The sequence below is a fragment of the Micromonospora sp. AP08 genome (assembly GCF_008085935.1).
In the GTDB taxonomy this organism is placed as follows: domain Bacteria; phylum Actinomycetota; class Actinomycetes; order Mycobacteriales; family Micromonosporaceae; genus Micromonospora; species Micromonospora chersina.
The window spans coordinates 32,515-59,249 of sequence record NZ_VSEZ01000023.1; the positions used below are offsets into that span (position 1 = coordinate 32,515).

At 73.0% G+C, this 26,735-nt stretch carries 22 protein-coding genes, 1 tRNA gene and 1 other RNA gene; 9 read left to right on the top strand and 15 right to left on the bottom strand.

Features of this window, described 5'->3' with window-relative positions; genetic code table 11:
* Window positions 1-109: 109 nt before the first annotated feature.
* Complete coding sequence (locus FXF50_RS26880) at window positions 110-1,561, top strand: diguanylate cyclase (RefSeq protein WP_148431725.1); 1,452 nt, start codon at window positions 110-112, stop codon at window positions 1,559-1,561.
* Window positions 1,562-1,653: 92 nt separating this feature from the next.
* On the opposite strand, the gene FXF50_RS26885 is transcribed toward FXF50_RS26880, so the two are convergent.
* Complete coding sequence (locus tag FXF50_RS26885; RefSeq protein ID WP_148431726.1) at window positions 1,654-2,712, bottom strand: aspartate-semialdehyde dehydrogenase; 1,059 nt, start codon at window positions 2,710-2,712, stop codon at window positions 1,654-1,656.
* A 5-nt stretch (window positions 2,713-2,717) separates the two neighbouring features.
* Complete coding sequence (locus FXF50_RS26890) at window positions 2,718-3,983, bottom strand: aspartate kinase (RefSeq protein WP_148431727.1); 1,266 nt, start codon at window positions 3,981-3,983, stop codon at window positions 2,718-2,720.
* A gap of 240 nt (window positions 3,984-4,223) precedes the next feature.
* Here FXF50_RS26890 and FXF50_RS26895 point away from each other — a divergent pair, with 240 nt between their 5' ends.
* From FXF50_RS26895 to leuA, 4 genes are all read left to right on the top strand, one after another.
* Entirely contained in the window at window positions 4,224-5,006 is a 783-nt protein-coding gene (locus tag FXF50_RS26895; RefSeq protein ID WP_255510208.1) for a hypothetical protein, read from the top strand.
* 86 nt (window positions 5,007-5,092) lie between these two features.
* Window positions 5,093-5,623: a nitroreductase family protein gene (locus FXF50_RS26900; RefSeq protein ID WP_148431761.1), complete on the top strand. Its 531-nt coding sequence runs from the start codon at window positions 5,093-5,095 to the stop codon at window positions 5,621-5,623.
* Between the two features lie 553 nt (window positions 5,624-6,176).
* The gene (locus tag FXF50_RS26905; protein ID WP_148431728.1) at window positions 6,177-7,454 is read left to right on the top strand and encodes an MFS transporter; all 1,278 of its coding nucleotides are present in this window, start codon (window positions 6,177-6,179) and stop codon (window positions 7,452-7,454) included.
* Between the two features lie 238 nt (window positions 7,455-7,692).
* On the top strand, window positions 7,693-9,444 hold the full coding sequence (leuA, locus tag FXF50_RS26910; protein ID WP_148431729.1) for a 2-isopropylmalate synthase: 1,752 nt from the start codon (window positions 7,693-7,695) through the stop codon (window positions 9,442-9,444).
* Window positions 9,445-9,488: 44 nt separating this feature from the next.
* Here the strand turns inward: leuA and FXF50_RS26915 are convergent, their stop codons facing one another.
* Together FXF50_RS26915 and FXF50_RS26920 are read right to left on the bottom strand one after the other, a co-directional pair.
* Window positions 9,489-9,701 (bottom strand): DUF1737 domain-containing protein, encoded by a 213-nt coding sequence (locus FXF50_RS26915; protein ID WP_148431730.1) that lies wholly within the window; start codon window positions 9,699-9,701, stop codon window positions 9,489-9,491.
* A gap of 25 nt (window positions 9,702-9,726) precedes the next feature.
* Complete coding sequence (locus FXF50_RS26920; protein WP_148431731.1) at window positions 9,727-11,208, bottom strand: MFS transporter; 1,482 nt, start codon at window positions 11,206-11,208, stop codon at window positions 9,727-9,729.
* Between the two features lie 140 nt (window positions 11,209-11,348).
* Between FXF50_RS26920 and FXF50_RS26925 the strand changes: the two genes are divergently transcribed.
* The gene (locus tag FXF50_RS26925) at window positions 11,349-11,975 is read left to right on the top strand and encodes an HNH endonuclease family protein (RefSeq protein ID WP_187399842.1); all 627 of its coding nucleotides are present in this window, start codon (window positions 11,349-11,351) and stop codon (window positions 11,973-11,975) included.
* Window positions 11,957-12,487, top strand: a complete 531-nt coding sequence (locus FXF50_RS26930; RefSeq protein ID WP_148431733.1) for a hypothetical protein — start codon at window positions 11,957-11,959, stop codon at window positions 12,485-12,487. The genes FXF50_RS26925 and FXF50_RS26930 overlap by 19 nt, the downstream gene beginning before the upstream one ends.
* Window positions 12,488-12,547: 60 nt before the next feature.
* On the opposite strand, the gene FXF50_RS26935 is transcribed toward FXF50_RS26930, so the two are convergent.
* The 9 genes from FXF50_RS26935 to ffs all read right to left on the bottom strand — a co-directional run bounded on the left by FXF50_RS26935 (window position 12,548) and on the right by ffs (window position 22,899).
* Window positions 12,548-13,654 carry an ABC transporter ATP-binding protein gene (locus tag FXF50_RS26935; protein ID WP_148431734.1) on the bottom strand — a complete coding sequence of 369 codons (1,107 nt, stop codon included), beginning with the start codon at window positions 13,652-13,654 and terminating at the stop codon, window positions 12,548-12,550.
* The gene (locus tag FXF50_RS26940; RefSeq protein ID WP_148431735.1) at window positions 13,651-14,637 is read right to left on the bottom strand and encodes an ABC transporter ATP-binding protein; all 987 of its coding nucleotides are present in this window, start codon (window positions 14,635-14,637) and stop codon (window positions 13,651-13,653) included. Before FXF50_RS26940 ends, FXF50_RS26935 begins: the two co-directional genes overlap by 4 nt.
* 43 nt (window positions 14,638-14,680) lie before the next feature.
* The gene (locus FXF50_RS26945; RefSeq protein ID WP_148431736.1) at window positions 14,681-15,721 is read right to left on the bottom strand and encodes an ABC transporter permease; all 1,041 of its coding nucleotides are present in this window, start codon (window positions 15,719-15,721) and stop codon (window positions 14,681-14,683) included.
* Window positions 15,718-16,725, bottom strand: a complete 1,008-nt coding sequence (locus tag FXF50_RS26950; protein WP_148431737.1) for an ABC transporter permease — start codon at window positions 16,723-16,725, stop codon at window positions 15,718-15,720. Before FXF50_RS26950 ends, FXF50_RS26945 begins: the two co-directional genes overlap by 4 nt.
* Window positions 16,726-16,827: 102 nt before the next feature.
* A complete protein-coding gene (locus tag FXF50_RS26955) occupies window positions 16,828-18,498 on the bottom strand; it encodes an ABC transporter substrate-binding protein (protein ID WP_148431738.1) in 1,671 nt (556 codons plus the stop codon).
* A 334-nt stretch (window positions 18,499-18,832) separates the two neighbouring features.
* A complete protein-coding gene (recR, locus tag FXF50_RS26960) occupies window positions 18,833-19,426 on the bottom strand; it encodes a recombination mediator RecR (protein WP_148431739.1) in 594 nt (197 codons plus the stop codon).
* Window positions 19,427-19,434: 8 nt separating this feature from the next.
* On the bottom strand, window positions 19,435-19,743 hold the full coding sequence (locus tag FXF50_RS26965) for a YbaB/EbfC family nucleoid-associated protein (RefSeq protein WP_222866112.1): 309 nt from the start codon (window positions 19,741-19,743) through the stop codon (window positions 19,435-19,437).
* A 108-nt stretch (window positions 19,744-19,851) separates the two neighbouring features.
* Window positions 19,852-22,701 carry a DNA polymerase III subunit gamma and tau gene (locus tag FXF50_RS26970; RefSeq protein WP_148431740.1) on the bottom strand — a complete coding sequence of 950 codons (2,850 nt, stop codon included), beginning with the start codon at window positions 22,699-22,701 and terminating at the stop codon, window positions 19,852-19,854.
* A gap of 107 nt (window positions 22,702-22,808) precedes the next feature.
* Window positions 22,809-22,899, bottom strand: an RNA gene (ffs, locus tag FXF50_RS26975) — signal recognition particle sRNA small type.
* A gap of 82 nt (window positions 22,900-22,981) precedes the next feature.
* Here ffs and FXF50_RS26980 point away from each other — a divergent pair.
* Window positions 22,982-23,066, top strand: a tRNA-Ser gene (locus FXF50_RS26980).
* 66 nt (window positions 23,067-23,132) lie between these two features.
* On the opposite strand, the gene FXF50_RS26985 is transcribed toward FXF50_RS26980, so the two are convergent.
* Window positions 23,133-24,425: a WD40 repeat domain-containing protein gene (locus tag FXF50_RS26985; RefSeq protein ID WP_187399838.1), complete on the bottom strand. Its 1,293-nt coding sequence runs from the start codon at window positions 24,423-24,425 to the stop codon at window positions 23,133-23,135.
* A 195-nt stretch (window positions 24,426-24,620) separates the two neighbouring features.
* Here FXF50_RS26985 and FXF50_RS26995 point away from each other — a divergent pair, with 195 nt between their 5' ends.
* Window positions 24,621-25,364, top strand: a complete 744-nt coding sequence (locus tag FXF50_RS26995; RefSeq protein WP_148431743.1) for an SDR family NAD(P)-dependent oxidoreductase — start codon at window positions 24,621-24,623, stop codon at window positions 25,362-25,364.
* Window positions 25,365-25,405: 41 nt separating this feature from the next.
* On the opposite strand, the gene FXF50_RS27000 is transcribed toward FXF50_RS26995, so the two are convergent.
* Window positions 25,406-26,653 (bottom strand): MFS transporter, encoded by a 1,248-nt coding sequence (locus FXF50_RS27000; protein WP_148431744.1) that lies wholly within the window; start codon window positions 26,651-26,653, stop codon window positions 25,406-25,408.
* Window positions 26,654-26,735: the final 82 nt, after the last annotated feature.

A 26,735-nucleotide genomic window follows, 5' to 3' on the forward strand; every position in this document is an offset into this window, starting at 1 on the left:
CACCCACAGGCCCCGTCCACAGCCTGTGGATAGCACATGTGTACGAAGGCCAGCGGCCCCTCCCCTGAGTACCCTTGATCGCGCCCCGCCCCCTCCGAGCAGGAACGACGTGGATCACGAGCGAGTCGTCCGGGACGTCACGGTCCGCCTTCCCATGGCGTCGACCGTGCTGGAGGCGTGCCAGTGGACCGTCGCGGCGCTGGCCCGGCACACCCCGGCGACGATCTCGATCCTGCTCCAGGTCCACGACCGGCTCCGCTGCGTCGCGGCCACCGGCGCCTGGCAGGTCTTCTCCACCGTGCCGTTGAAGACCGGGAGCGACACGGGTCATGACCCGGAGCCGTCGATCGTCGCCCGGGTGTACGACTCCGGCGAGCCCGCCATCGTCCCCGACGTGACCGCCGACCCCGACTACCTCCCCGTACGCCCCGACGTCACGGCCGAGATCTGCGTGCCGGTGCGGGACCGGTCGGGCCGGCCGCTCGGCGTGCTGGACCTCCAGTGGAGCGGCCCGGTCGAGACGGACCGGTGGCGGGCGACCGCACAGCGGCTGGCCGACCGGCTCGGCGCCCGGATCGGGGCGCTCGGTGGCCCGCCCGCCGAGAGCCGCAGCGAGAAGCTGCTCCGGCACGCCACCGCCATGACCACCGCCCCCACCGACTGGGACCTGATGACCGCGGCGATCGCCGCGGCCCGGGACGTCTCGGCCCTCTCCGCCGCCGTGCTGATCCTCGACGGCCGGCGCGAGCCGCGGCTGGGCGCCCCGACGGGCACGCCCGGCCCGCTGGAGGAGCGCATCCGGGCCGAGCTGGCCGAGGCCGGGCCGGCGGCGCTCGGCCGGATGATCGCCCGGGCGCACCGGCACGGCTCGGCGTACACGCTGGGCGAGGCGGGGCACCCGTCCACCGAGGACTACCTGCCGCTGACCCGTGCCGGGGCGCGCACCCTGGTGGCGGTGCCGGTCGGGCCGCCGGACGGCGGCGGGGTGCTGCTGGTCGCCGACGAGCGGCTGCTGCGCCCCGACCCGACCACGGTCAACCTCATCGAACTGCTGGCCGGGCAGGCGTGGACCTGCCTCGACCGGCTGCGTACGCTCGCCCGGCTGCGCGAGCAGGCCAGCTCGGACCCGCTCACCGGACTGCGCCACACGGGGCCGTTCGGGCAGCGGATCGCGCGGGCCACGCCGGGGCGTACCGCCCTGCTGGCGATCGACGTGGACGGCTTCAAGGACGTCAACGACACGTACGGTCACCAGGCCGGCGACCGGCTGCTGGTGGGGCTGGCCCGGGCGCTGGAGGGGGCGCTGCGCCAGGGCGACGAGCTGTACCGGACCGGCGGTGACGAGTTCGTCGCGGTGATCGAGGTGAGCCGCCCCGAGGAGGCCGTGCGGATCGCCGAGCGGCTCACCGAGGCAGCCCGCCGCGCCGGCCGGACGATCAGCGTCGGCGTCGCCCTCCCCCGCCCCGGCGAAACCCCGGAGCGAACCCTGAGCCGCGCCGACCAGGCCCTCTACGCGGTGAAGAAACACGGCCGAGACGGAGTACACCTCTCCGCCGCGTGACCCCCACCCACGCGATCTTGCACTTTCGGCCCCTACCGCGTCGCTTTCCGCCCGGTATGCCCGGGCACAAAGTGCAAGATCGACGCGGGGGGTTAGCGGGTCAGTTCCTTTGCCAGGAGTTCGGCGATCTGGGCGGTGTTCAGGGCGGCGCCCTTTCGGAGGTTGTCGCCCGTCACGAAGAGGTCCAGCGCGCGGGGGTCGTCCACCGCGCGGCGGATCCGGCCCACCCAGGACGGGTCGGTGCCCACCGCGTCGATCGGCATCGGGAACTCGCCGGCGGCCGGGTCGTCGACCAGGATCACGCCGGGCGCGTTGCGCAGCACCTCGCGGGCGCCCTCGGCGTCGACCTCGGTGGCGAAGACCGCGTGCACGGCGACCGAGTGACCGGTCACCACCGGCACCCGGACGCAGGTCGCGGAGACCTTGAGGTCGGGCAGCCCGAGGATCTTGCGCGACTCGTTGCGCATCTTCAACTCCTCGGACGACCAGCCGCCGTCCGCCAGCGAGCCCGCCCAGGGCACCACGTTGAGCGCGAGCGGCGCCGGGAACGGGCCCAGCTCGTCACCGACCGCCTGCCGGACGTCGCCCGGCCGGGAGCCGAGCACCCGGTCCCCGGCGATCTTGCCGAGCTGGGCGTGCAGCGCGTCCACGCCGGCCTGCCCGGCCCCGGAGACCGCCTGGTACGAGGCGAGCACCAGCTCGCGCAGCCCGTACTCGCGGTGCAGCGGGGCGATCGCCACGATCATCGCGAGGGTGGTGCAGTTGGCGTTGGCGATGATCCCCTTCGGCCGGTTGCGCACCTGCTCGGGGTTGATCTCGGGAACGACCAGCGGGACGTCGCGGTCCATCCGGAACGCGCCGGAGTTGTCCACGGCGACCGCGCCACGGGCGACCGCCACCGGGGCCCACTCGGCCGAGACCGCGTCCGGGACGTCGAACATGGCCACGTCCACGCCGTCGAACGCCTCGGGGGTGAGCGCCTGGACGGTCAGCATCTCGCCCCGGCACTGGACCTGGCGGCCGGCCGAGCGCTCGGAGGCGAGCAGCCGGATCTCGCCCCACACGTTCCGGCGGGAGGAGAGGATCTGGCACATCACCGTGCCGACGGCGCCGGTCGCCCCGACCACGGCGAGGGTGGGCAGCGACGACATCCGCGCTACCGCCCGGTGCCGGCGTAGACGACGGCTTCGGTGTCACCGCCCAGATCGAAGGCGTCGTGGATGGCCCGGACCGCCTCGTCGAGGTCGGTGTCCCGGCAGACCACGGAGACCCGGATCTCCGAGGTGGAGATCATCTCGATGTTCACGCCGGCCGCGCCGAGGGCGGCGAAGAAGCCCGCCGCCACGCCCGGGTGCGAGCGCATGCCGGCGCCGATGAGGGAGACCTTGCCGACGTGGTCGTCGTAGAGCAGGCCCTTGAACTTGACCTGCTCCTGGATCTTGCTGAGCGCGGCCATGGCGGTCGGGCCGTCGGTCTTGGGCAGCGTGAACGAGATGTCGGTGCGGCCGGTGCCCTCGGTGGACACGTTCTGCACGATCATGTCGATGTTGATCTCGGCGCCGGCCACCGTGTCGAAGATCCGCGCGGCGGCGCCCGGCTCGTCGGGAACCCCGACGATGGTGATCTTCGCCTCGCTGCGGTCGTGGGCGACCCCGGTGATCAGTGCCTGTTCCACAGAGAGGTCCTCCATCGATCCGGTGACCATCGTGCCGGTGTTGGTCGAGTATGACGAACGGACGTGGATCGGCAACCCCGCGCGCCGGGCGTACTCGACGCTGCGCAGGTGCAGCACCTTGGCGCCGCAGGCGGCCAGTTCCAGCATCTCCTCGTAGGTGATGTGCTTGATGTGCCGGGCGTTCGGCACGATCCGCGGGTCGGCGGTGAAGACGCCGTCCACGTCGGTGTAGATCTCGCAGACGTCCGCGTCGAGCGCGGCCGCGAGGGCCACCGCGGTCGTGTCCGACCCGCCCCGGCCCAGCGTGGTGACGTCCTTGGTGTCCTGGGAGACGCCCTGGAAGCCGGCCACGATGACCACCGCGCCCTCGTCGAGCGCGCCCTTGAGGCGACCCGGGGTGACGTCGATGATCCGGGCCCGGCCGTGCACCGAGGTGGTGAGCACGCCGGCCTGCGAGCCGGTGAACGAGCGGGCCTCGTACCCCAGGTTGTGGATGGCCATGGCGAGCAGCGCCATGGAGATCCGCTCCCCGGCGGTGAGCAGCATGTCCAGCTCGCGGCCGGGCGGCAGCGGGCTGACCTGGTTGGCCAGGTCGAGCAGCTCGTCGGTGGTGTCCCCCATGGCGGAGACCACCACGACCACGTCGTCGCCGGCCTTGCGGGCGGCCACGATGCGCTCGGCCACGCGCTTGATCCGCTCGGCGTTGGCGACGGAGGACCCGCCGTACTTCTGCACCACGAGTGCCACGACGGTGCACTCCCTCCCAGCGACGACCCTGAGCGTGCCGGCGCCGCCGGTTTCTTCGGTCCGGCGGCGCGTGTCAGACCTCCCCAGGGTATCGGGCGGCGCACGGCGCCGGGTCGGGTGATCCCACCATCCGGCCCGGCGTGGGGTGGCTCACCGGGGCCGGCCCGCCCGCGCGACACGCCGACCGGTACACCCGTACGGCTGGCTCCGCGCACCCGAGCGGCACCGCAGAATGACCCGGTGCACGCACACCGACGCGCGGCCCGGCGGCTGACCGGCGCCCTGGCGCTCACCCTGCCGGCGCTCCTGGCCGCCTGCACCGCCGACCCGCCGAGCCCGGCCCCGACCAGCACCGCCGATCCGGTCCCCGCCGAGGTGGACGCGGCCCGCGACGAGCTGGCCGCGCTGGCGGCCGCCGCGCAGGACCGGCACCTCACCGCGACGTACACCTTCGAGCCGGACGGAGGCGCGGCCCGGATGGTCGCGGTGACCAGCGCGAACGACGGCACCTGGCGGGTGGACGTGCCCGGTTGGGGGCAGGGCGGCACCGTCGACGTCTCGCTCGCCGCGAACGCGGACGGGCTCTTCCAGTGCGCCCTGCTCTCGGCCGGCTGGGCGCAGCAGGCGGGCTGCGTACGCCTGGGCGACGCCGACGACGCGGTGCCCCGGAGGCTGGACCCGCGGGTGCAGCACCCGTTCACCGACTGGCTGGAGGTGCTCACGGACCGACGGGCCCCGCTCGCGGTCTCGCCGGCCGCCCCGCTGCCCGGGGTGAGCGGCGAGTGCTACTCGGTCGAGTCGACCTCGGCCTCGCTGAACGCCCCGCTGGACGTGGGCATCTACTGCTACCGGCCGGACGGCACCCCGGCCGCGGTCCGGGCCGCCTTCGGCACCCTGAAGCTGGCCGGCGAGCCGGGCGCGGCGCCGGCCACCGTGCAGTTGGCCGGGCCGGTCACCGAGGGCGAGCCGGTGAGCCGGGAGGCGCCGTCGCCGACCGACAGCCCGAGCACGGGAACGCCGTGACCCTGATGTCCGTTACGGGTGCTCTTGGCCACATCTGACCGGGACCGGTCGAGGGTGCAAAACACCCATGAGGGATGCTTCTCCGCATGCTCGACCTCACCCCGCTGCTCGCCTTCCGCTGGAGCCCGCGCGCCTTCGACCCGACCACCGGGCTCACCGGCGACGAGGCCACCTCGCTGCTGGAGGCCGCCCGCTGGGCCCCCTCGGCCGGCAACACCCAGCCCTGGCGGTTCGCGCTCGGGCACCGGGAGGACGACACCTGGAAGCGGCTGCTGGTCAGCCTCCCCGACGGCGACCAGCGCTGGGCCCGGCACGCCGCGGCGCTGCTGCTCGGCGCGCACACCGGCGGCGACCCCGAGCGGGCCGCGTACGACCTGGGCCAGGCCGTCGCCCACCTGACCGTGCAGGCCACCGCGCTCGGCCTGCACGCGCACCAGCTCACCCGCTTCGACCGGGCCGGCCTCGCCACCGAACTGGACCTGCCGGCCGGCGTCCGGCCCGCCGTGGTGGTCGCGATCGGCCGGCTCGGCGACCCGTTCGCGCTGCCCGAGGACCTGCGGGACCGGGAGACCGACCTGCGCCGCCGCCGCCCGCTCGCCGACCTGCTCCTGGCCTGACCGCTCCGGCCGACGTCACCCGCCGCCGCGGCCAGTCCGGGGCGATCGCCTCGTCGTACCAGATCCGCAGCGCGTCGACGAGCGGCAGCAGCCCGCGGGGATCGGCGAGCAGCGCCTGCCCGAACGGGCTCAGCGGCCCGCGTGGGGTGGTCGCCAGCAGGTCCTGGACCACCACGTTCGGCGGCGTCGCGGCGATCTGGTCGAGCTGCTCGGTCATCTCCATGCCCGGCTGGGCCGCGGGCGTGAGGAAGTCGGGCAGCCAGCGGCGCGGCCGGGTCAGCTCCACCAACGGACGGACCCGGTCGGCCACCTCCGGACGGCGCAACGTCAGCCGGGCCCGGTCGATCCAGGGCAGGTGCACGGCGTAGCGGACCGGATCGGCCAGCGCCCACATGCTCATCACCGTCTCGTTGGCCGGCGAGACGGCGAACCGCACTCCCGCGACGTCGGCCAGGCTGAACCGCAACTCGGACACGCGCACCCCCGGACGCAGGATTCGCCTCAGACTAAAAGGCTCGACCGAGGCCGTGGGGGCACGGTTCAATCACCGGCCATGGGGGCCAGAGACACCATCCGCACCGCCGTCCGGCACGTCGTACCGCCCGCCGGGTTGACCCGCGCCCTGGCCGTGCAGGCCATGGTCTTCGCCGTCGGCAACGGCCTGTTCCAGGCCGGCAGCGCGGTCTTCTTCACCCGGGCGCTCGGGCTGAGCGCCGCCCAGGTGGGCCTGGGCCTGTCCGTGGCGGCGGGGGTGTCGCTGCTCGGCACGGTGCCCCTGGGCGGGCTCACCGACCGGTACGGGCCGCAGCGGGTCTGGGTGGCCGGGCTGCTGCTGGACGCGGCGCTCTTCGCCACCTACCCGTTCGTGGGTGGCTTCGTCGGCTTCCTCGCCGTGGTGGTGGCGCTGGCGCTGGTCGGCACGGCCACCGGCACCGCCCGGCAGGTGTACTCGATCAACGCGCTGCCCCCGGCCGAGCGCGTCACCGCGATGGCCTACCAGCGTTCCCTGCTGAACGTCGGGTTCGGGCTCGGTTCGGTGATCAGCGGCCTCGTGCTGGCGGTGGACACCATGGCGGCGTACCGGGGGATGGTCTGGTTCATCGCGGCGGTGTTCCTGGTGACCGCGGCCTTCGTCCGGCGGCTGCCGCGGCTGCCCGAGGTGACCCGGCCGGCGGAACCGATGAGTCGGTTCGCCGTGCTGCGGGACCGCCCGTTCATGACGGTCTCCCTGCTCTCCGGGCTGCTCACCGCGCACCAGACGCTCTACCTGACGGTGCTGCCGCTCTGGATCATCACGCACACCGACGCGCCGAAGATCCTCATCGCCGGGCTGGTGCTGTTCAACACGGTCCTGATCGTGCTGCTCCAGGTCCGCGCCAGCCGGGGCGCCGACACCGCGGCGGGCGCAGCCCGGGCGTCCCGGCGCGGCGCCCTGCTGATCGCCCTCTTCTGTCTCGTCGTGCCGGTCTCCGGGGCGACCCGGGGGACGCTCACCGTGCTGGTGCTGGTGGCCGCCGCGACCCTGCTCATCGTGGCGGAGCTGGTCGAGTCGGCGGGCACCTGGGGGCTCAGCGCCACCCTGCCGCCCGCCGCCCAGCGCGGCGCGTACGTGGGGGCGCTCGGGCTCGGCACGCAGGTGCAGTTCCTGATCGCCCCGGCCGGGCTGACCGCGCTCGGGGTGACCACGGGCGGCTGGGGCTGGTACCCGGCAGCGGCGATCTTCACGCTGGTCGGGCTGGCGCTCGTGCCCGCAGTGGCCCGGGCCGAGCGGACGCCCCGGCTGGGCGACGCCGTTCCGGCGACCCCCGGAAGCGTGACTCCGGTCCCATAGTCCGGACCCGCCTTCCCACCACCCGTCCCGCCACGTAGGGTGACCTTGTCATGTGGCGGGCGTACCTTCTCCTTGGCTGCCGCGACGAGGCCTGACCGGCCGGCACCTCGTCGCGGAGTTGAACCGCGCCGTCCAGCACATCCGAACTTCCTCTCGGCACCGCCGCGCACCGTCGCCCGGCATCCCGCCGACACCTTCCGATCTGCTGACGCCACATGTTCCCAGGGAGCACTTCGAGATGGCTCAACCTGTCACCGACGCTGAGACCGATCCGATCGCCCGGCAGCGCCCCAGCCGGATGCCGTTCCAGCGTTACCTGCCCTACCACCAGCAGTTCCGGTTCGACCTGCCGGACCGCGCCTGGCCCGCCCGCCGCGTCGGGACCGCGCCCCGCTGGTGCGCCGTTGACCTCCGCGACGGCAACCAGGCCCTGATCGACCCGATGTCCCCCGAGCGCAAGCGCCGGATGTTCCAGCTGCTGGTGCAGATGGGCTACAAGGAGATCGAGGTCGGCTTCCCCTCGGCCAGCCAGACCGACTACGACTTCGTCCGCCAGCTGATCGAGCAGGACCTCATTCCGGAGGACGTCACCATCCAGGTGCTGACCCAGTGCCGGGAGCACCTGATCGACCGGACCTTCGAGTCGCTGCGCGGCGCCCGCCGGGCCATCGTGCACTTCTACAACTCGACCTCGACGCTCCAGCGCCGGGTGGTCTTCGGCCTGGACCGGGACGGCATCACCGACATCGCCACCACGGGCGCGCGGCTCTGCCAGAAGTACGCGGAGATCCACACCCCGGACACCGACATCCACTACGAGTACTCGCCGGAGTCGTACACGGGCACCGAGCTGGAGTACGCGCTGGAGGTCTGCGCCAAGGTCATCGAGGTGGTCGACCCCACCCCGGACCGGAAGCTGATCGTCAACCTGCCGGCCACCGTCGAGATGGCCATGCCGAACGTCTACGCCGACTCGATCGAGTGGATGCACCGGCGCCTGCCCCGCCGGGACAGCCTGGTGCTGAGCCTGCACCCGCACAACGACCGGGGCACCGGGGTGGCCGCCGCCGAGCTGGGCCTGCTGGCCGGCGCCGACCGCATCGAGGGCTGCCTGTTCGGCAACGGCGAGCGCACCGGCAACGTCGACCTGGTGACCCTGGGACTGAACCTGTTCTCCCAGGGCATCGACCCGATGATCGACTTCTCGAACATCGACGAGATCAAGCGGGCCGTCGAATACTGCAACCAGCTGCCGGTGCACGAGCGCCACCCGTACGCGGGCGACCTGGTCTACACGGCCTTCTCCGGCTCACACCAGGACGCGATCAAGAAGGGCTTCGACGCGCTGCACGTCGACGCGGCGGCGGCCGGGGTGCCCGTCGACGAGTTCACCTGGGCGGTGCCCTACCTGCCGATCGACCCGAAGGACCTGGGCCGCACCTACGAGGCGGTCATCCGGGTCAACTCGCAGTCCGGCAAGGGCGGCGTCGCGTACATCATGAAGTCCGAGCACCAGCTCGACCTGCCGCGCCGCCTCCAGATCGAGTTCTCCGGCGTGGTGCAGCAGGTCACCGACCACGACGGCGGCGAGGTCGAGCCGGGCACCATGTGGGAGATCTTCGCCCGCAACTACCTGGCCGACCACCAGGTCGACCCGACGATCACGCTGGCCGGCTACGCCATCGGCACCGCCGAGGGCAAGGTCGAGATCGAGGCCCGGGTCGGCTACGACGGCGAGGTCCGCCCGCTCACCGCGGTCGGCAACGGCCCGATCGACGCATACGTCAACGCGCTCCAGTCGGTGGGCGTGGCCGTACGGGTGCTCGACTACCACGAGCACGCGCTGTCCTCCGGCGGGGACGCGCAGGCCGCCGCGTACGTGGAGTGCGAGGTCGACGGCCGGACGGTCTGGGGCGTGGGGGTCGACGCCAACATCGTGACCGCCTCGATCAAGGCGGTCACCAGCGCGGTCAACCGCGCCCGGAGCTGAGCGACGGGTGGCCGGGCCCCGCACGCCGGGGCCCGACCACCCGGTCAGACCGGCACGACGACGGGATTGCCGTCGTCGAGCACGACGGCCTGCGCCACGATCACCTGCTGCCCGTCGAAGGTCGCCGCCGGCGAACCGTGCAGCCGGTAGCCGTCGGCCAGCAGGTCGCTGACCCGCCGGCAGAAGTCGGCGTCGTCCGGCCCGGTCAGCAGCCGGTACCGCAGCCGGCCCGGCGTCCCACTCTCCTGATCACCCATGGCCCGACGCTAACAGCGGCGCCGGTCACCGCCGGTCCGGTGGCGTGGAGGCGGGCAGGGACGGGCAGGGCTGGCCGCCGGGTGCGGTCCGCGCCGGCCGGTGGATCAGCAGCCCGGCCAGCACCGCCCCGGCCAGCAGCAGGCCGGCGCACCAGAGCATCGCCCCGCGGAACGCGTCGGCCAGCGCGGTCTTCTGCTCGTATCCGGTGCCGGAGAGGCCGACCAGCAGCGGCAGCGCCGCCACCGCGAGCAGGCCGCCGGCCCGGGAGGCGGCGTTGTTGAAGCCGCTCGCCACCCCGGCGAACCGGTCCGCCACGGCGGCCAGCACGGACGCGGTCAGCGGGGCGACCACCAGGGTGAGCCCCGCACCGAACAGGACCACCCCGGGCAGCACGTCCGTCCAGTACGACGCCCCGGGGCCGACCCGGCGCAGCAGCAGCAGGCCGGCCGCGGCGACCACCGGGCCGACGGTGAGCGGCAGCCGGGGGCCGATCCGGGCGGCGAGCGCCCCGGCGCGGGCCGAACCGACCAGCAGCAGCAGCGTCATGGGCACGGTGGCCAGCCCGGTGAGCAGCGCCGACCAGCCGACCACGTTCTGGAGGTAGACGGCCAGGAAGAAGGTGAACCCGCCGAGGGCCGCGTACACCACCACGGTGAAGACGTTCAGCACCGAGAAGAGCCGGCTGCCGAACAGCCCGGTGGGCAGCATGGCGGCGTCGCCGCGGCGCCGCTCGACCAGCACGAACACCACCGCGCCGAGCACACCGAGCACCGCCGCCACCAGGACCGTCGGGGAGCCGGCGCCGCGGGCCGGGGCGTCGATGAGGGCGTACGTGACGCCGCCGAGCGCCAGCGCGCCGAGCAGCGCCCCGGCCACGTCGAACCGCCGGCCGGCCCCGGTACGCGAGGCCGCCTCGTCCCGGCTCTCCGGCACCCAGCGCAGCGCGGCGAGCACCACCCCGACGGCCAGCGGCAGGTTCACGAAGAAGATCCACCGCCAGGAGAGCGCGTCGATCAGCCAGCCGCCGAGGAGCGGACCGAGCGCCGTGGACACCCCGGAGAGCCCGGACCAGGTGCCGATGGCCCGGGCCCGGTCGTCCGGGTGGAAGCTGGCCTGGAGCACGGAGAGCGAGCCGGGGGTGAGCAGCGCCCCGCCGGCGCCCTGGAGGAACCGGGCGGCGATCAGCCAGCCGGTTCCCTGGGCCAGCCCGCAGAGCACCGACGCCACGGCGAACCACACCACCCCGAGCAGGAAGACCCGCCGCCGCCCGAACCGGTCGCCGAGCGCGCCGCCCAGCAGCACGAAGGCGGCCAGCATCAGCAGGTAGCCGTTGACGGTCCACTGGAGACCCGCGACGGTGGCGTGCAGCTCGGCGCCGAGCCGGGGCAGCGCCACGTTGACCACGGTGCTGTCCAGGAAGACCATGCCGGAGGCGAGGATCGCGGCGAGCAGCGTGCCGCGTCCGGCGGCGGAGCCGATGCGCAGCGCGGGGGCGGGTGCGGTCATGGGTAACCACTCTGCCGGGCCCTCCACTGCCGACGCCACGAATCACAGAAACCGTCGCCCCGGTACTGTGCGGGATCGCCCGGAGCACGCAAGCTGGAGAGGTGTCGTCTGTGCGTACCAGATCAGGAGCCCGTGCCGGGATGGCCGCCGCGCTCACCGCGGTGCTCGCCCTCGGCGTGGCCGGTTGCGTGCCGGTCGACGAGCCGGACACGTCGCCCAGCAGCACCGGCAACGTCGACCAGCAGCTCGGTGAGCTGACGGTCGCCGCCGCCGGGTCGATGAAGGGCTACAGCCGGACCCGCTTCCCGCACTGGCGGGACACCGGCAAGAACTGCGACGTGCGGGACAGCGTGCTGCAACGGGACGGCGAGAGCATCAAGCTCTCCGGCTGCAACGTGGTCGGCGGCCGCTGGGAGAGCCCGTACGACGGGCTGGACCTGACCGATCCGGCCGACGTGGACATCGACCACGTCGTGCCGCTGGCGAACGCCTGGCGCTCCGGCGCCGACGAGTGGGACGACGCGAAGCGCGGCGACTTCGCCAACGACCTGACCCGGCCGCAGCTGGTGGCGGTTTCCCTGCGCTCGAACCGGGCAAAGGGTGACCAGGACCCGTCCCAGTGGAAGCCGCCGAACAAGGCCGTGTGGTGCCGGTACGCGGCGGACTGGATCACGGTCAAGCACTACTGGCGGCTCACGGTGACCAGTGCCGAGAAGGCCGCTCTCACCGACATGTTGGAGGGCTGCACATGGGCGACCAAGCGGTGACCGGGGCCGGCGACAGGCCGGCGCCGGAGAGGACGCCGGACGCGACCGGTGAGGACGCCGCGGCGGCGGCCGGCGGTGCCGCGGCAACCGGCGGCACGACCGCCGCCGGCGGCACGACCCCGCGCGGTGCGGCGGCGCCCGGCCCGACCTCGGCCGGGATGACGGCCGACGGCACGCCGGCGGCCCCCGCCGACGTCTCCGGGGCCGGGATGTCCGCCGACGCCACCCCGCCCGCACCCGCCGGCGCCCCGGCGGCGCCCGGGCCGCAGGAGCGGACCAGCGACATCACCGCCGGCCCGGGCGGGGTGATGACCGACGAGGAAGGCGTGGTGACCGGCGACCTGACGCTGCGCACCGAGTACGCCGACGGCCAGGTCACCCTGCGCGTGCAGTACAAGGACGCCGACGAGTGGTACGCGGTGACCGGCGGCCGGGTGCCGCTGGCCGACCCGGCCGCGCTGGACGCCGTGCACACCGTCGCGGTGGCCCTGCTCAACCGCCCCGAGGGCTGACCCGCTCCGAACGCGACGAGGCCCCTTCCCCGGCCGGGGAAGGGGCCTCGCGTCGTCACGTCACGGGGTCGGGATGAGCTCGCCGGTGTCGCCCGGCGCGGCCCCGTCGTCCGGCCGGACCAGCTCCGGCTCCACCTCGTGCGGCCGGATCCGGCCGGCGGCGATGTCCTCCGCGTAGTGGCAGGCCACCCGGTGCCCGTCGAGCACCTGGCGCAGCGCCGGCCGCTCCTCGGCGCAGCGGGTCGGCTGGGCCCACGGGCAGCGGGTGTGGAACCGGCAGCCGGCCGGCGGGTTCGTCGGCGAGGGCAGGTCGCCGGCGAGCAGGATCCGCTCGCGGCGGTCCTCCACCTGCGGGTCCGGCACCGGCACCGCCGACATGAGCGCCTTCGTGTACGGGTGCATCGGCTCCCGGTAGAGGTCGTCGCTGGACGCCTCCTCGACCAGTCCGCCGAGGTACATGACCCCGACCGTGTCGGCGATGTGCCGGACCACCGCCAGGTCGTGGGCGATGATCAGGTACGTCAGGCCGTGCTCGTTCTGGAGTTCCTCCAGCAGGTTGATCACCTGCGCCTGGATCGACACGTCGAGCGCGGAGACCGGCTCGTCGGCGACGATCAGGTCCGGGTCGAGCACCAGCGCCCGGGCGATGCCGATGCGCTGCCGCTGCCCGCCGGAGAACTCGTGCGGGTACTTGCTCAGCGCCGAGGCCGGCAGGCCGACCGCGGCGAGCGCCTCCCGGAGCCGCTTGGCGGTGGCCGCCTTGTCCTTGGCCAGGCCGTGCGCCTTGAGCCCCTCGACCAGCAGCGACTCCACCGACTGGCGGGGGTCGAGGCTGGACAGCGGGTCCTGGAAGATCATCTGGATGCGGCGGCGCATCCGGCGCATCGACTCGCCCTTGAGCGCGCGGATGTCGGTGCCGTCGAAGACGATCTCACCGTCGGTCGGCTCGACCAGCCGCAGCAGGCCCCGGCCGAGGGTGGACTTGCCACACCCCGACTCGCCCACCAGCCCGTACGTCTCGCCCTTGTTGATGGAGAGCGAGACGCCGTCGACGGCGTAGACGTAGCCGATGGTGCGGTCGAAGAGCACACCGCTCTTGATCGGGAAGTGGACCTTGACGTCGCGCAGTTCGACAAGTGGTCCGGTCCGCTCGGTCGACTCGGTCACGGCACCGCCACCTCCTCGGTTACGGGGTTGTTGCAGCGCAGGTCGCCGCCGGTCGCGGTGGGTTCGAGCGGAGGCGTGCCCTCCAGGCAGGCGTCCACCACGTTGTCGCAGCGGGGGGCGAACGCGCAGCCCTCGACCCACGGGATGTTGTCGGCCACCGAGCCGCGGATGGCGTGCAGCCGCTCGCCCCGCGGCGAGTCCAGCCGCGGCACCGAGTTCAGCAGCCCGTGCGTGTACGGGTGCCGCGGCCGGGCGAACAGCTCGTGCCGTTCGGCCCGCTCGACCACCTTGCCGCCGTAGAGCACGTTGACGGTGTCGCAGAGGCCGGCCACCACGCCCAGGTCGTGCGTGATCATGATGAGCGCGGTGCCGGTCTCGTCGACGAGCTGCTTGAGCAGGGTGAGGATCTGCGCCTGGATGGTCACGTCCAGCGCGGTGGTCGGCTCGTCCGCGATCAGCAGCCGCGGCTTGCAGGCCAGCGCGATGGCGATCAGCGCGCGCTGCCGCATGCCGCCGGAGATCTGGTGCGGATACTCCTTGAGCCGCCGCGTCGGGTCCGGGATGCCGACCGCGTCGAGCAGCTCCCGGGCCTCCTTCATGGCCACCTTGCGGTCCATCCCGCGGTGCCGCTCCAGCACCTCCGCCACCTGCGTGCCGATCGGCACGACCGGGTTCAGCGAGGAGAGCGGGTCCTGGAAGATCATGCCGATGTCCCGGCCGCGCCGGTCCCGCATGTCGTCCGGGCGCAGCTTCAGCAGGTCGGCGCCGTCGAAGTTGACCTCGCCGGTGACCTTGTTGCCCCGCCGGGGCAGCAGGCCCATGATCGCCAGGCTGGTCACGCTCTTGCCGCAGCCGGACTCGCCGACCAGGCCCACGGTCTGCCCCGGCTCCACGCTGAAGCTGACCTGGTCGACCGCGGTGAACGGCCGCTCACCGCGACGCTGGAACACCACGCTCAGATCGCGTACGTCGAGCAGGCTCATCGGGTCACTTCCTCACCGTGCAGGTCCTTGGTCCGCATCGCCGTCACCGCCGGCTCTTCGGGTCGATCGCCTCGCGCATGCCCTCACCCAGCAGGGTGAAGCCCAGCGCGACCACGATGATCGCGACGGCCGGGTAGTAGGCCAGCTCCGGCCGGACCTCGAAGTAGCGCTGCCCGTCCACACCGAGCATCAGGCCCCACTCGGCGCGGTTGATGTCGGGGTCACCGAGACCGAGGAAGGACAGCGACGCCGCCTCCAGGATCGCGGTGGAGAGGGTCAGCGTGGCCTGCACGATCACGGCGGTCATCGCGTTGGGCAGCATGTGCCGGAGCACGATCGACCCCTGCTTGACGCCGAGCGCCCGGGCGGCCAGCACGTGGTCGCTCTCCCGTTGGGCGAGCATCGAACCGCGCAGCAGCCGGGCGAAGATCGGCACGTTGACGATGGCCACCGCCAGGATGACCGTCCACTGGCTGGACCGGCTGGCCATGGCCACGAGGCTGATGGCCAGCAGCAGGGCCGGCAGGGCCAGCATCACGTCGGTGAAGCGCATCAGGATGTTGTCCACCCAGCCGCCGAAGGCACCGGCGATCGCGCCGATCAGCACGCCCAGGGCCAACCCGATCAGCGTGGCGAGCACGCCGACGAAGAGGGTCTGCCGGCTGCCGTGGATCATGCGGGACAGGAAGTCCCGGCCGAGCGGGTCGGAACCGAGCGGGAACCCGCTGCTGGCGCCCGGGATGCTGTCGACCGTGAGGTTCTTCGTCAGCTCGTCGAAGCGCTGCGCGGGGTCGTGCGGCGCGAGCAGCGGCGCGAAGATCGCGACCAGGACGAAGAGCGCCACGATGGACGCGCCGATGATCGCCGTCGGGTTGCGCCGCAGCCGGCGGAACGCGTCCCGGACCAGGCTCACGCCGCCCTTGTCGGCGGTGGCCTGGGCGAGCTGTTCCAGCCGGGCGCGCTTGCGCTCGCCCAGCCGGTCGATGCCGCGCGGGAGGATGCCCTCGCGCTTCTCCTCGACGGCGGAGGGGTCCACGCTCTCGCGCGGGGTGCCCACGACGGGCCGGGTGATCGGGTCACTCATCGCACACGCACCCTCGGGTCGATGAAGGCGTAGGAGAGGTCGACCAGGAGGTTGACCACCACGAAGACCAGCGCGGCCAGGAGGATCAGCGCCTGGAGCACCGGGTAGTCGCGGCCGCCGCTGATCGAGTCGTAGATCAGCGTGCCGAGGCCGCCCCAGTTGTACACCCGCTCGGTGAGCACCGCGCCGGAGAGCAGCGCGCCGGTCTGGAGGCCGATGGTGGTGACCACCGGCAGCAGGGCGTTGCGCAGGATGTGCCGGCCCCGGATGGTCTTGTGGCGCAGGCCCTTCGCCTCGGCGGTGCGGACGTAGTCCTCGTTGAGCACGTCGAGCACGCTGGCCCGGGTGATCCGGACGATCACCGCGAGCGGGATGGTGGCCAGGGTGAACGCCGGCAGGATCAGGTGCCACAGCGCGTCGCCGGTGGCGTCGAACTCGCGGGTGAGCAGCCCGTCGAGGACGAAGAAGCCGGTGATGTCGGTGTTGTCCACCCCGGTGCTGATCCGGCCCGAGGGCGGGAACCAGTGCATGTTCTGGGTGAAGACGTCCTTGAGCAGGTAGCCCAGGAAGAAGATCGGGATCGAGATGCCGAGCAGGGTGCCGGCGATGCTCAGGTTGTCGAGCAGCCGGCCGCGGTGCCGGGCGGCGAGGTAGCCGAGCGGCACGCCGAGCCCGATGGCGATGATCATGGCGGCCGCGGCCAGCTCGATGGTGGCCGGGAAGGCGCGGCCGATCACCTCGGTGACCGGGTCGCCGCTCCGGATCGAGTTGCCGAAGTCGCCGGTGAGCAGCCGCTGCATGAACTTGGCGTACTGCACCAGGATCGGCTGGTCGTAGCCGAGGGCCTTGACCAGCAGGGCGCGCCGCTCCGGCGTGGCCCGCTCACCGAGCAGCGCCTCGATGGGGCCGCCGGGGAGGTTCCGCAGCCAGATGAAGACCAGCGCGGACAGCCCTATCAGGGTCACCACCAGCTGCAGCAGGCGGCGGACTATGACTCGCAACATCTCTCACACACCAGATTCTCGGTAACAGCGGGTCGGCCCGGGCCGGGAGAGAGAGCCCGGCCCGGGCCGATTCCGCGTACGGCGTCAGCGGTCAGTGGCGCTTCAGCCGACGCTGACGGTGTTGAACCGCTCGTCGGTCAGGGGGCTGGCGACCAGACCCTTGACGTCCTTGGTGACCACGATGGCCGGCGGGGCGTGCCAGATCGGCACGGCCGGCAGCCACTTGCCAGCGATGTCGCGGTTGACCTGCTCCCAGGCGGCCTTCTTGCCGGCCTCGTCGACCGTGCCGTCGGCCTTGGTGATGGCGGCGAACATCTCGGTCATCGCCTGGTCGCCGAACTCGACCTTGGCGCGGCCGAAGAAGGTGCCGACGAAGTTGCCCGGGTCGTTGTAGTCACCGGTCCAGCCGAGCAGGTGCAGGTCCTGCTTGCCGAACTGCTGCACGTCGTCCTTGTAGCCACCGTTCCACGGGCGGGCCACACCGTTGACCTTGATGCCGACGGCCTGCAGGTCGTTGGCCAGGACGGTGAAGATCTCCTGCGGGTTCGGCATGTACGGCCGGGAGACGTCGGTCGGGTAGTAGAAGTTGAGCGTCAGGTTCTCGGCGCCCGCCTCCTTGAGCAGCTGCTTGGCCTTCTCGACGTTGTAGTCGTACTTCTGCACGTCCTGGGCGTAGCCGAGCACGGTGTCCGGCATGAACTCGTCGGCGACCTTGGTGCCACCCGGGCCCTTGGTCTGGACGAGCTGCTGGCGGTTGAGGGCGTAGGCGATCGCCTGGCGCACCCGCAGGTCCTTCAGCTTCGGGTTCTTCTGGTTGAAGCCGAGGTAGAGGATGTTGAACGCCGGGCGGTCGAGGACCTGGAAGCCCTCACCGGAGAGCGCCTTGCGGTCGGCCGGGGCCGGGAAGTCGATGCCCTGGACGGTGCCCGCCCGCAGCTCCTGCTTGCGGGTGTTCTCGTCCTTGATGACCTTGATGACGAGCTTGTCGACCTTGGCCTTCTCGCCCCAGTAGTCGGGGTTCCGGTTCAGGGTGATCTCACCCTTGGCCTTGTCCCAGCCACCGAAGGTGAACGGGCCGGTGCCGACCGGGTGCTCGTTGGCGAACGCGCTGTACTCGAAGGAGTCGCCGTTCTGCTTCACGATGTCCGCGTCGTACTTCTTCAGCGCCTCGGGGCTGGCGATCGACAACGCGGTCAGCGCGAAGGCACCCGGGAAGGCGCCCTTGTACTGGTTCATCGTGACGACGGCGGTGGAGTCGTCCTTCGCCTCGCACTTGTTGTAGACCGGGTCGCCCACACCCTCGGCCTCGTTCTTGGCGAAGCCGCCGAAGACGTCCGAGTAGTAGATCATCTGCGACTGGGCGGCGGCACCCTTCATGTTGAACCAGCGGTCGAAGTTGAAGCAGACCGCGGCGGCGTTGAAGGGGGTGCCGTCGTGGAACTTCACGTTCTTGCGCAGCTTGAAGGTCCAGACCTTGCCCTCCGCGTCGTGCTCCCAGCTCTCCGCCAGGGCACCCTGCAGGTCGGCCGTGCCGGGCTTGTTCTGCACGAGGGTGTCGTACATCTGCCGGATCGGCCGGAAGGACTCACCGTCGTCATTGAAGATCGGGTCGAAGTTCTTCGGGTCACCGGCGCCCGCGAAGACGAAGGTGCCGCCGGTCTTCGCCCCACCGCTGTCCTCGTCGCGCTCGCTCTTCGCGCAGCCGGACGCTCCGACCGCCAGAGCGGCAGCGGCCGCGAGGGCCACGGCCGCTTTAAGCCTGCTCGCCTGCATCTCTCACCTCTGTCATGCGCATGTGTTCACGCCGAGCTGTGACTCAGTCCGTGTGCGGGAGGCTATGACACGACACACAGAATGCGGAACGCCCGTTAGGCAATCGCTACCAAGCCGACACCAAGTGGCCGGGTCTGACAGCGGCGGATCTCCCGACAAACAGGACTGTCACAGCCGCGAGCAGATAGTGGGATCGGATGAATCGGGGCGAAACAGGTCAATCACCGGCCAGGCGGCGCGCCAGTGGCGAATCGCACTCTTCCCACATTCCGGATGGGCGGACGACGCCGGCCGGCCCCCGAAGGGAACCGGCCGGCATGGTCGTGGCCGCGGGTCAGATCGCCCGGCGGCCCTCGAACGCGCGGCCCAGGGTGATCTCGTCGGCGTACTCCAGGTCGCCGCCGACCGGCAGGCCGCTGGCCAGCCGGGTCACCGCGATGCCCATCGGCTTCACCATCAACGCCAGGTAGGTCGCGGTCGCCTCACCCTCGGTGTTCGGGTCGGTGGCGAGGATCAGCTCGCGGACCGCGCCGCCGCCCAGCCGGGTCATCAGCTCCCGGATCCGCAGGTTGTCCGGGCCGATGCCCTCCAGCGGGTTGATCGCGCCGCCGAGCACGTGGTAGCGACCGCGGAACTCACCGGTCCGCTCGATCGCCACGACGTCCTTCGGCTCCTCGACCACGCAGAGCACCTCGTCCGTACGCCGGGGATCGCGGCAGATCCGGCACTGCTCCGACTCGGCCACGTTGTAGCAGGTGGTGCAGAACCGCACCAGCTCCTTGACCTTGCGCAGCGCACCGGCCAACCGGTTCACGTCGACGGGATCCGCCGAGAGGACGTGGAACGCGATCCGCTGGGCGCTCTTCGGGCCCACGCCCGGCAGCCGGCCCAGCTCGTCGATCAGATCCTGGATGGCACCCTCGTACATCTGCCGGCTCAGAACCCGGGCAGGCCGAGGCCGCCCATCCCGCCCGCGACCGGGCCCATCTTCTTCTCGGTCAGCTCCCGGGCGGCCTCGGCGGCGTTGTGCACGGCGGCGACGACCAGGTCCTCCAGCGTCTCCACGTCCTCCGGGTCGACCGCCTTCGGGTCGATCTTGATCGCCTTCAGCTCACCGGTGCCGGCGACGGTGGCGGTGACCAGGCCCCCACCGGCGGTGCCGGTCAGCTCGGTCTCGGCCAGCTCGGCCTGGGCCTTGGCGATCTGCTGCTGCATCTTCTGCGCCTGCTTCAGCATCTGCTGCATGTTCGGCTGTCCACCTGGGCGCACGGATGGCTCCTTCTCGCACTCGTCTGATCCGCCGCGCCCAGCCTAGTCGGGCGACGGCACTGCTCCTTGGCGGTCGACGCGCGCTCAGCGCGCATCCACCTCGTCGATCTTCTCGGCTCCGAACGCCTCGCGCAGCAGCTGCACGGCCTGCTCCTCGCTGGACTGCCGCGCGGTCCGCTCGTCGATCACGTCGTCCAGCGGCTCGTCGCCCGGGTCGAAGCCCTCATAGGCGGGCGCCGCCGGGGCCGCGCCCGCCGACCGGCCGCCCACCGGCCCGTCGTAGTCCGGGTCGTAGGGCGGCTCCCCGGCCCAGTCGGCGTCCGCGGTCTTCCGGGTCGCCTGCGCCGCCCGCGGGCCCTTGCTCGGCCCGCCACCGGCGGCGGCCGCCGCGGCCGCCCGGGCCGCCGCGATCGCGCTGTTCTTCGGCGTGCCACCGGCCGCCGGCGCCGTGGCCGGTGGTCCGGCCGGCCTGGGTACGGCGGGCGCGGCCCCGCCCGACGCGGTGGCAGCCGTCGGCGCAGTCGTCGTGGTGGCGGCCGAGGCAGCAGCCACGGTCACGGGTGCCGCGCCACCCGGACGGGCGGGTACGGGCCAGTCTTCCGTGTCGGCAGCCCTCGGGGCAGCGCCGTCGCCCGCCGGCAGTCCGGCGCCTCCCGGCCGGGCCGGTTCCGGCCAGTCCTCCTCGTCGTCGTCCCCGCCGGCAGCCGTCCCGCGAGCGGCAGGGCCACCGGACGGCTCGGACGTGCGGGCGGCGCCACCGGACGGGCCGGCGTTCCCGCCCCGGCCTCCGGCCGAGCCACCAGCACGGTTCGCCGGAGGGCCGGACGGTCGGGCGGTGTCCCCGGGCCGCCCCCCGGCCTGGTTCGGCTGAGGGTCGGACGGAACCGCCGTGGCCCCGGGCCGGCCCCCGGCCTGGTTTCCCGCTGTGTCGGACGGCCCGGCCGGGCGGACCGGATCCGCCGCTGGACGGGCCGGTGCGGCATCCGGACCGGCCGCCGAGCGGGTGGGGTCGGCCTCGGGCGCCGGACGGGACGAGCCGGAGGGCCGGGACGGGCCGCCGAGCGAGGCCGCGCCCCGCTCGCCGGCCACCTCGCACCGGATCTGCCAGCGGCCGCCCAGCTCCTCGTAGAGCGCGTCGGTGAGCACGGCGGCGTGGTCGGCCATCATCTTCGCCAGCACCGTCGACTTCACGGTCAGCACCAGCGTGTCGCCGTCCAGGTCACGGACCACCGCGTCGCGCATCAGCGCCGCGATCCGCTTGTTGCTCCGGTTGACCTTGCCGACCACCTCCGGCCAGACCCGGCGGACCGCCACGGCGTCCAGCGCGCCGGCCGGGGCCGCGCCGGGGCGCGGCGGCTCGGGGGTCGCCGGATCGGGCAGCACCGCCGAGGCCGGCACCGGCCGCCGGGCGGGAGCGACCGACGCCGGACCGTCGGCCGCCGGGCCGCCGGGCGTCCGGTCGGCCGGGGAGCCGGCCGAGGCGGGCTGGGCCGGGCCGGCCCGGTCGGCGGGACGGGTGCCCGGACCGGGCTGGGCGGGACCGCTCGCGGCCGGGTCGGCGGGGCGGGCCGGCGCCGAACGGGCACCGGCCGCCGCGGCGGCGGCGCGGGCGGCGGCCGCCCCGGTCGGGGCACCGGCAGCCGCCGGCGTGCCGGCGGTGGCCTGGTCGGGCGCGGCGGCAGCCGCGGTCGGGGCGGGAGTGGCCGGGCGTACCTCCGCGGCCGGGGCGACCGGCGTGGGGCCGGCGGCGGCCGGCGGCGGCTCGGCGCCACCCAGGGTGAGCCGGCGCTCCATCCGCTCCAGGCGCTGGAGCAGGCCGCCGGCCGAGTCGTCCACGCCGGGCAGCAGCATCCGGGCGCAGATCAGCTCCAGCAGCAGCCGGGGCGCGGTGGTGCCGCGCATCTCGACCAGGCCGTTGTGCACGATGTCGGCGCAGCGGGACAGGGTGGCCGGGCCGAGCCGCTGGGCCTGGGCGGCCATCCGCTCGATCTGGTCGTCGGGGCCGTCGATCAGGCCCTTGGCGGCGGCGTCCGGCACCTGCTGCATGACGATCAGGTCACGCAGCCGCTCCAGCAGGTCAGAGGCGAACCGGCGCGGGTCGTGCCCGGCCTCCGCGACCCGGTCGACGGTGGCGTACGCGGCCGCGCCGTCCCCGGCGGCGAGCGCGTCGCACATCTCGTCGATGAGCGCGGAGTCGGTGACGCCGAGCAGCGCGGCGGCCCGGGCGTAGCTGACGCCCTCCGGGCCGGCGCCGGCCATGAGCTGGTCGAGCACGGAGAGGCTGTCCCGGGCGCTGCCGCCACCGGCGCGCACCACCAGCGGGAACACCGCCGGCTCGACCTTCACGCCCTCGGCCTCGGTCAACTGCTCCAGGTAGGGCCGGAGCACCTTCGGCGGGATCAGCCGGAACGGGTAGTGGTGGGTCCGCGACTTGATCGTGCCGAGGACCTTCTCCGGCTCGGTGGTGGCGAAGATGAACTTGACGTACTCCGGGGGCTCCTCGACCAGCTTGAGCAGGGCGTTGAAGCCGGCCGACGAGACCATGTGCGCCTCGTCGATGACGTAGATCTTGAAGCGGCTGCGGGCCGGCGCGAAGAACGCCTTCTCGCGCAGCTCACGGGCGTCGTCGACACCGCCGTGGCTGGCCGCGTCGATCTCGATGACGTCGATCGACCCGGCGCCGTCGGTGGCCAGCGAGCGACACGACTCACACTGCCCGCACGGCTCGGGCGTGGGCCCCTGCTCGCAGTTGAGCGAGCGGGCCAGGATGCGGGCGCTGGAGGTCTTGCCGCAGCCCCGGGGGCCGGAGAAGAGGTAGGCGTGGTTCAGCCGCCCGCTGCGCAGCGCCTGCGACAGCGGCTCGGTGACGTGCTCCTGGCCGATGACCTCGGCGAACGTACGGGGCCGGTACTTGCGGTAAAGGGCCAGTGCCACCCGTCCCGCCTCCTCTCGACCGAGCCATTCTGCGCCGGTCGGCCCCGGGTGACCACCCACCACCCCGTGACCTGACCCGCAGGGACGTTACCGGCAGCCGGAGACAGAAAGGCCCCCCGTGCACCCGTCAGAGCCCGCTTATCCTTGCTGCCTTCCGGCCCTGGGGAGGTTCACGAGATGCACGCCGCACGGGGGGTGCCGCCAAGCGTACCCGACCCGGGGTGGATCTTCAGGGGGTGGTGGGGTGTCCCGCCCGTCGGGGACCTGTATCCTGGCTCGCGGAGGATTCGCCTAGAGGCCTAGGGCGCACGCTTGGAAAGCGTGTTGGGTTAACACCCTCACGAGTTCGAATCTCGTATCCTCCGCTCTCTTGAGCAGGACAAACGGAAGGGCCGGCCCCATCAGGGACCGGCCCTTCCGCTGTCACCCACTCAGGGCAGGGTACGGATCCGCAGGGTCACCATCTCCGGCTCGGACAACTGGTCGGTGATCGCGTAGATCTTGTTGCCGGCCACGGCCAGCCCCCCGGTGACCAGGTTGTGCGCCCAGGTCTCCTGGTTCGGCAGGTGCCCGAACTCGTAGGTGGCGGTCGGCGTGGTGCCGCCCGGCTCGAAGACCCAGACGTCCTTGTCGTACGACGCGTTGGTGCCGGCGACGACGAGGCCGTCGGGCCGGACCGCCACGGCATTCGGGTACGGCACGGTCGGGTACCGGTGCACCTCGACGAGGTCGGAGGTGCGCAGGACCGGGTGGTAGTACGGCGCGCCCGAGGGGACGATCACCTCGGTGCCGTCCGGGGTGACCGCCAGCTGCGCGACCGAGCCGCCGTCGGTCCGGCTGATCGCCCGCTGGACCAGCCCCGTCGCGGTGGCCTCGAAGCGGACCAGCAGGGCCGGGCTGGTGCCGGTCGCCCCGGCGATCACCATGTCGGGCTGTGCGGGCGAGGTGGCCAGCAGCATCGCCGAGCTGATCCGCTGGTCGATGGCGTCGACGGCGTACACGTCGAACTTCCCGGTCGCGAGGTCGACCCGGCCGATGCCCGCCGTGGGCTCGTTCTCGCACCCCCAGGAGACCCAGAGCTGGCCGGCCGCGAAGGCCATGTCCTTCGGGCACGTCATGGTCCCGTCGGTCTTCCCGGCGAACTGCCCGTCCAGTTCCCAGGTGTCCAGGTCGACGATCCGGAGCCAGTCCTGGTCGCCGGCGGCGATGTAGAGCTTCCTGCCGTCCGGGCTCAGCGTCATCCCGGCGGCCCCCGGCGCGATGCCCGGAAGGGTACGCAGGACGGTGCCGGCCAGGTCGGTGACGATCAGACCGTCGGTCCCCTTGCCTCCCGTGATGTACACCCGGCCGCGCGCCTCGTCCACGACGATGTCGCCGAACCGGAAGTTGGTGACGTAACCCGGGATCGGGATCTGCACGTTCACGTCGGTGCTCGGCGGCGACGTCGTGGCGGTCGGGGTCGGCGTCGGCGTGGGACTCGCGGTCGGGCTGGACGTCGGCGAAGGGGTGGGACGTGGCTTCCGTCCCGGCTGCGGAGACCTGGACGCCTTGTCGACCTTGGCGGTGGTGCCGGCGGCGACCAGTTGCGGCTCGGCGGTCCTGCCGCCGGCGGGCCGGTCGCTGCCCGCCACGGCCGTGCCCGCACCCGCGGCCAGGAGGGCGAACGCGCCCACTCCCACCAGCCAGATCCGTGCGCGCCGGCCCTTGTGTGCTGTTCGGCTCATCGTTCCCCGTTCATGATCCGATACGCGACGCGGGCCGGAATCGGACCCTGGCCCGCCGACCGGAAGGCGCTCCACTCTGCTCGGACGTTACGCAGAACACCCGCGACGCAGCCGCTGGTGGCCGGTTTTCCCACCGCCCAACGCGGCGTCTGATCGCCGCCAGACTCGCCGCCCGCCACCGGCCAGGCTGGTGACATGACCGGAGTTCTGGACGGAAAAGTGGCATTGGTGACCGGCGGCAGCCGGGGCATCGGGGCGGCGGTGGCACTGCGGCTGGCCCGGGAGGGCGCCGATGTGGCGCTGACCTACGAGCGGCGCGCCGACCGGGCGGCCGAGCTGGTGAAGCAGATCAAGGCGGTGGGGCGGCGCGCCCTGGCGGTGCCCGCGGACAGCGCCGATCCGGCGGCGGCGCGCGGGGCGGTCGACCGGGTCGCCGGTGAGTTCGGCCGGCTCGACGTGCTGGTCAACAACGCCGGCGTGTTCCTGACCGGCCCGGTGACGGACCTGGGCACCGACGAGGTCGAGCGGACCATCGCGGTCAACGTGCGGGCGCCGTTCGTGTTCGCGCAGGCGGCGGTCGGGCACCTGACCGAGGGCGGCCGGATCGTGAACATCGGGAGCAACGTGGCCGAGCGGGCCGTCTTTCCCGGTCTCGCCCTCTACTCGATGAGCAAGACGGCCCTGCTCGGCCTGACCCGGGGCCTCGCCCGGGAGCTGGGCGGTCGGGGGATCACCGTGAACCTGGTCAACCCCGGGCCGACCGACACCGACGCGAACCCGGCGGACGGGCCGAACGCGGCCGCCATCCGCGGGTTCACCGCCCTGGGTCGCTACGCCGCGCCGGCCGAGATCGCCGCCGTGGTGGCCTTCCTGGCCGGGCCGGACGGCGGCTACGTCACCGGCGCGACGATCAACGCGGACGGCGGCTTCACCGGCTGACCGGCGCCGCGTCAGGGTCCGGCCCCTGACGGGGTACGCCGTCAGCCCCGCTCCACCGTCCCGGCGGCCAGTGGGGTGGTCGGTCCCGGAGCAGGCTCCTCCGGGCGGGCGGAAGGCGGGCCGCGCACTGCCCAGGCGGCGAGCAGCACCGCGCCGAGCGCCCCGGCCAGCTGGATCACCCGGTAATCGATCAGTTCCAGCAGGCCGGCGCCGGCCAGGACGGCGAGCGTGCCGGGGCCGAAGGTCAGCGTGTTCACGGTCGCGGACACCCGCCCGACCAGCGCGTTCGGTGTCTCCCGTTGCACGGCGGTCCAGACGGTGATCAGCACCAGCGGCGCACCGACCCCGACCGCCAGGGTGCCGGCGGCAACCGGGGCCAGGCCGGGCGCGGCCCGCAGCGCCAGGCCGGCGGCCAGGAGCGCGGCCGCCACCGCGGTCACCCGCCGGTCGCCGAGCCGGCGCAACAGGGCGCCCGCGGCCAGGCCACCGACCATCGACCCGACGCCCTGCACCGTGCCGAGCACCCCGTTGAACTCGGGCGGCCGGTGCAGGCCGTCGTCCACCACGGCGTACGCGAGGGCGCCGTTGACCCCGATCAGCAGCATGGCGGCCCCCGTGCAGGCGACCAGGTGCCGGAGCGGGGCGTGCCGGCGCAGGTGCCCGAGTCCCTCGGCGAGCTGACGGGTCCAGCGCTCCGGCGGGGGCGGGGGCGCCTCGTGGACCCGGATCAGGGTGAGCAGCAGTGCGGCGAGGGCGAAGGTGGCAGCGTCGAGAAGCACCACGGGGTGCCCGCCGTACGCGGCGAAGAGGCCCGCGCCGGCCAGCGGGGCGACCAGCTTCATGCCCTCGTTGACCGTCATCCGCAGCCCGTTGAAGTCGCCGAGCAGCTCGCCGGGGACCACGGCCGGCACCAGCGCCGCCTCGGCCGAGTCGATCAGCACGAAGCTGACCCCGTACACGACCATCACCGCGAAGATCAGCCAGACCCGGGCGGCGGAGTCGACCAGCAGCAACACCGGCAGCAGGGCGGCCATGGCCAGGTGCAGCCAGATCAGCAGTGGCCGGCGGCGGAACCGGTCGGCCAGCACTCCGATGAGCGGGGCGACCAGGGTGGGCCCCCACGTGCCGAGGGTGACCAGCCCGGCCAGGCTGCTCGAACCCGTGAGGTCCTTCACCCAGATCCCGGCCACCAGCAGCATGGCCGCCGTGCCGAAGCCGGACACCAGCACCGCGATCAGGTAACGCGCGGCGTCGCGGTTGCCCAGCACTCTGGTCGTACCCCAGCTCATGGCACCTCCCCCGTGCAGTGCGATTGTGTCCACACGCGACCCCCAAGTCAATGCTTGGGGGTGGAGGTGCTGACCGGTGCGG

Excerpts from the sequence above, each read along its gene's own strand:
- FXF50_RS26885 (WP_148431726.1), bottom strand. The coding sequence starts at position 2,712 with ATGTCGTCGCTGCCCACCCTCGCCGTGGTCGGGGCGACCGGCGCCGTC.
- FXF50_RS26900 (WP_148431761.1), top strand. The coding sequence starts at position 5,093 with ATGCTCGACCTCACCCCGCTGCTCGCCTTCCGCTGGAGCCCGCGCGCC.
- FXF50_RS26905 (WP_148431728.1), top strand. The coding sequence starts at position 6,177 with ATGGGGGCCAGAGACACCATCCGCACCGCCGTCCGGCACGTCGTACCG.
- leuA (WP_148431729.1), top strand. The coding sequence starts at position 7,693 with ATGGCTCAACCTGTCACCGACGCTGAGACCGATCCGATCGCCCGGCAG.
- FXF50_RS26915 (WP_148431730.1), bottom strand. The coding sequence starts at position 9,701 with ATGGGTGATCAGGAGAGTGGGACGCCGGGCCGGCTGCGGTACCGGCTG.
- FXF50_RS26920 (WP_148431731.1), bottom strand. The coding sequence starts at position 11,208 with ATGACCGCACCCGCCCCCGCGCTGCGCATCGGCTCCGCCGCCGGACGC.
- FXF50_RS26925 (WP_187399842.1), top strand. The coding sequence starts at position 11,349 with ATGGCCGCCGCGCTCACCGCGGTGCTCGCCCTCGGCGTGGCCGGTTGC.
- FXF50_RS26930 (WP_148431733.1), top strand. The coding sequence starts at position 11,957 with ATGGGCGACCAAGCGGTGACCGGGGCCGGCGACAGGCCGGCGCCGGAG.
- FXF50_RS26940 (WP_148431735.1), bottom strand. The coding sequence starts at position 14,637 with ATGAGCCTGCTCGACGTACGCGATCTGAGCGTGGTGTTCCAGCGTCGC.
- FXF50_RS26945 (WP_148431736.1), bottom strand. The coding sequence starts at position 15,721 with ATGAGTGACCCGATCACCCGGCCCGTCGTGGGCACCCCGCGCGAGAGC.
- FXF50_RS26950 (WP_148431737.1), bottom strand. The coding sequence starts at position 16,725 with ATGTTGCGAGTCATAGTCCGCCGCCTGCTGCAGCTGGTGGTGACCCTG.
- FXF50_RS26955 (WP_148431738.1), bottom strand. The coding sequence starts at position 18,498 with ATGCAGGCGAGCAGGCTTAAAGCGGCCGTGGCCCTCGCGGCCGCTGCC.
- recR (WP_148431739.1), bottom strand. The coding sequence starts at position 19,426 with ATGTACGAGGGTGCCATCCAGGATCTGATCGACGAGCTGGGCCGGCTG.
- FXF50_RS26965 (WP_222866112.1), bottom strand. The coding sequence starts at position 19,743 with ATGCAGCAGATGCTGAAGCAGGCGCAGAAGATGCAGCAGCAGATCGCC.
- FXF50_RS26985 (WP_187399838.1), bottom strand. The coding sequence starts at position 24,425 with ATGAGCCGAACAGCACACAAGGGCCGGCGCGCACGGATCTGGCTGGTG.
- FXF50_RS26995 (WP_148431743.1), top strand. The coding sequence starts at position 24,621 with ATGACCGGAGTTCTGGACGGAAAAGTGGCATTGGTGACCGGCGGCAGC.
- FXF50_RS27000 (WP_148431744.1), bottom strand. The coding sequence starts at position 26,653 with ATGAGCTGGGGTACGACCAGAGTGCTGGGCAACCGCGACGCCGCGCGT.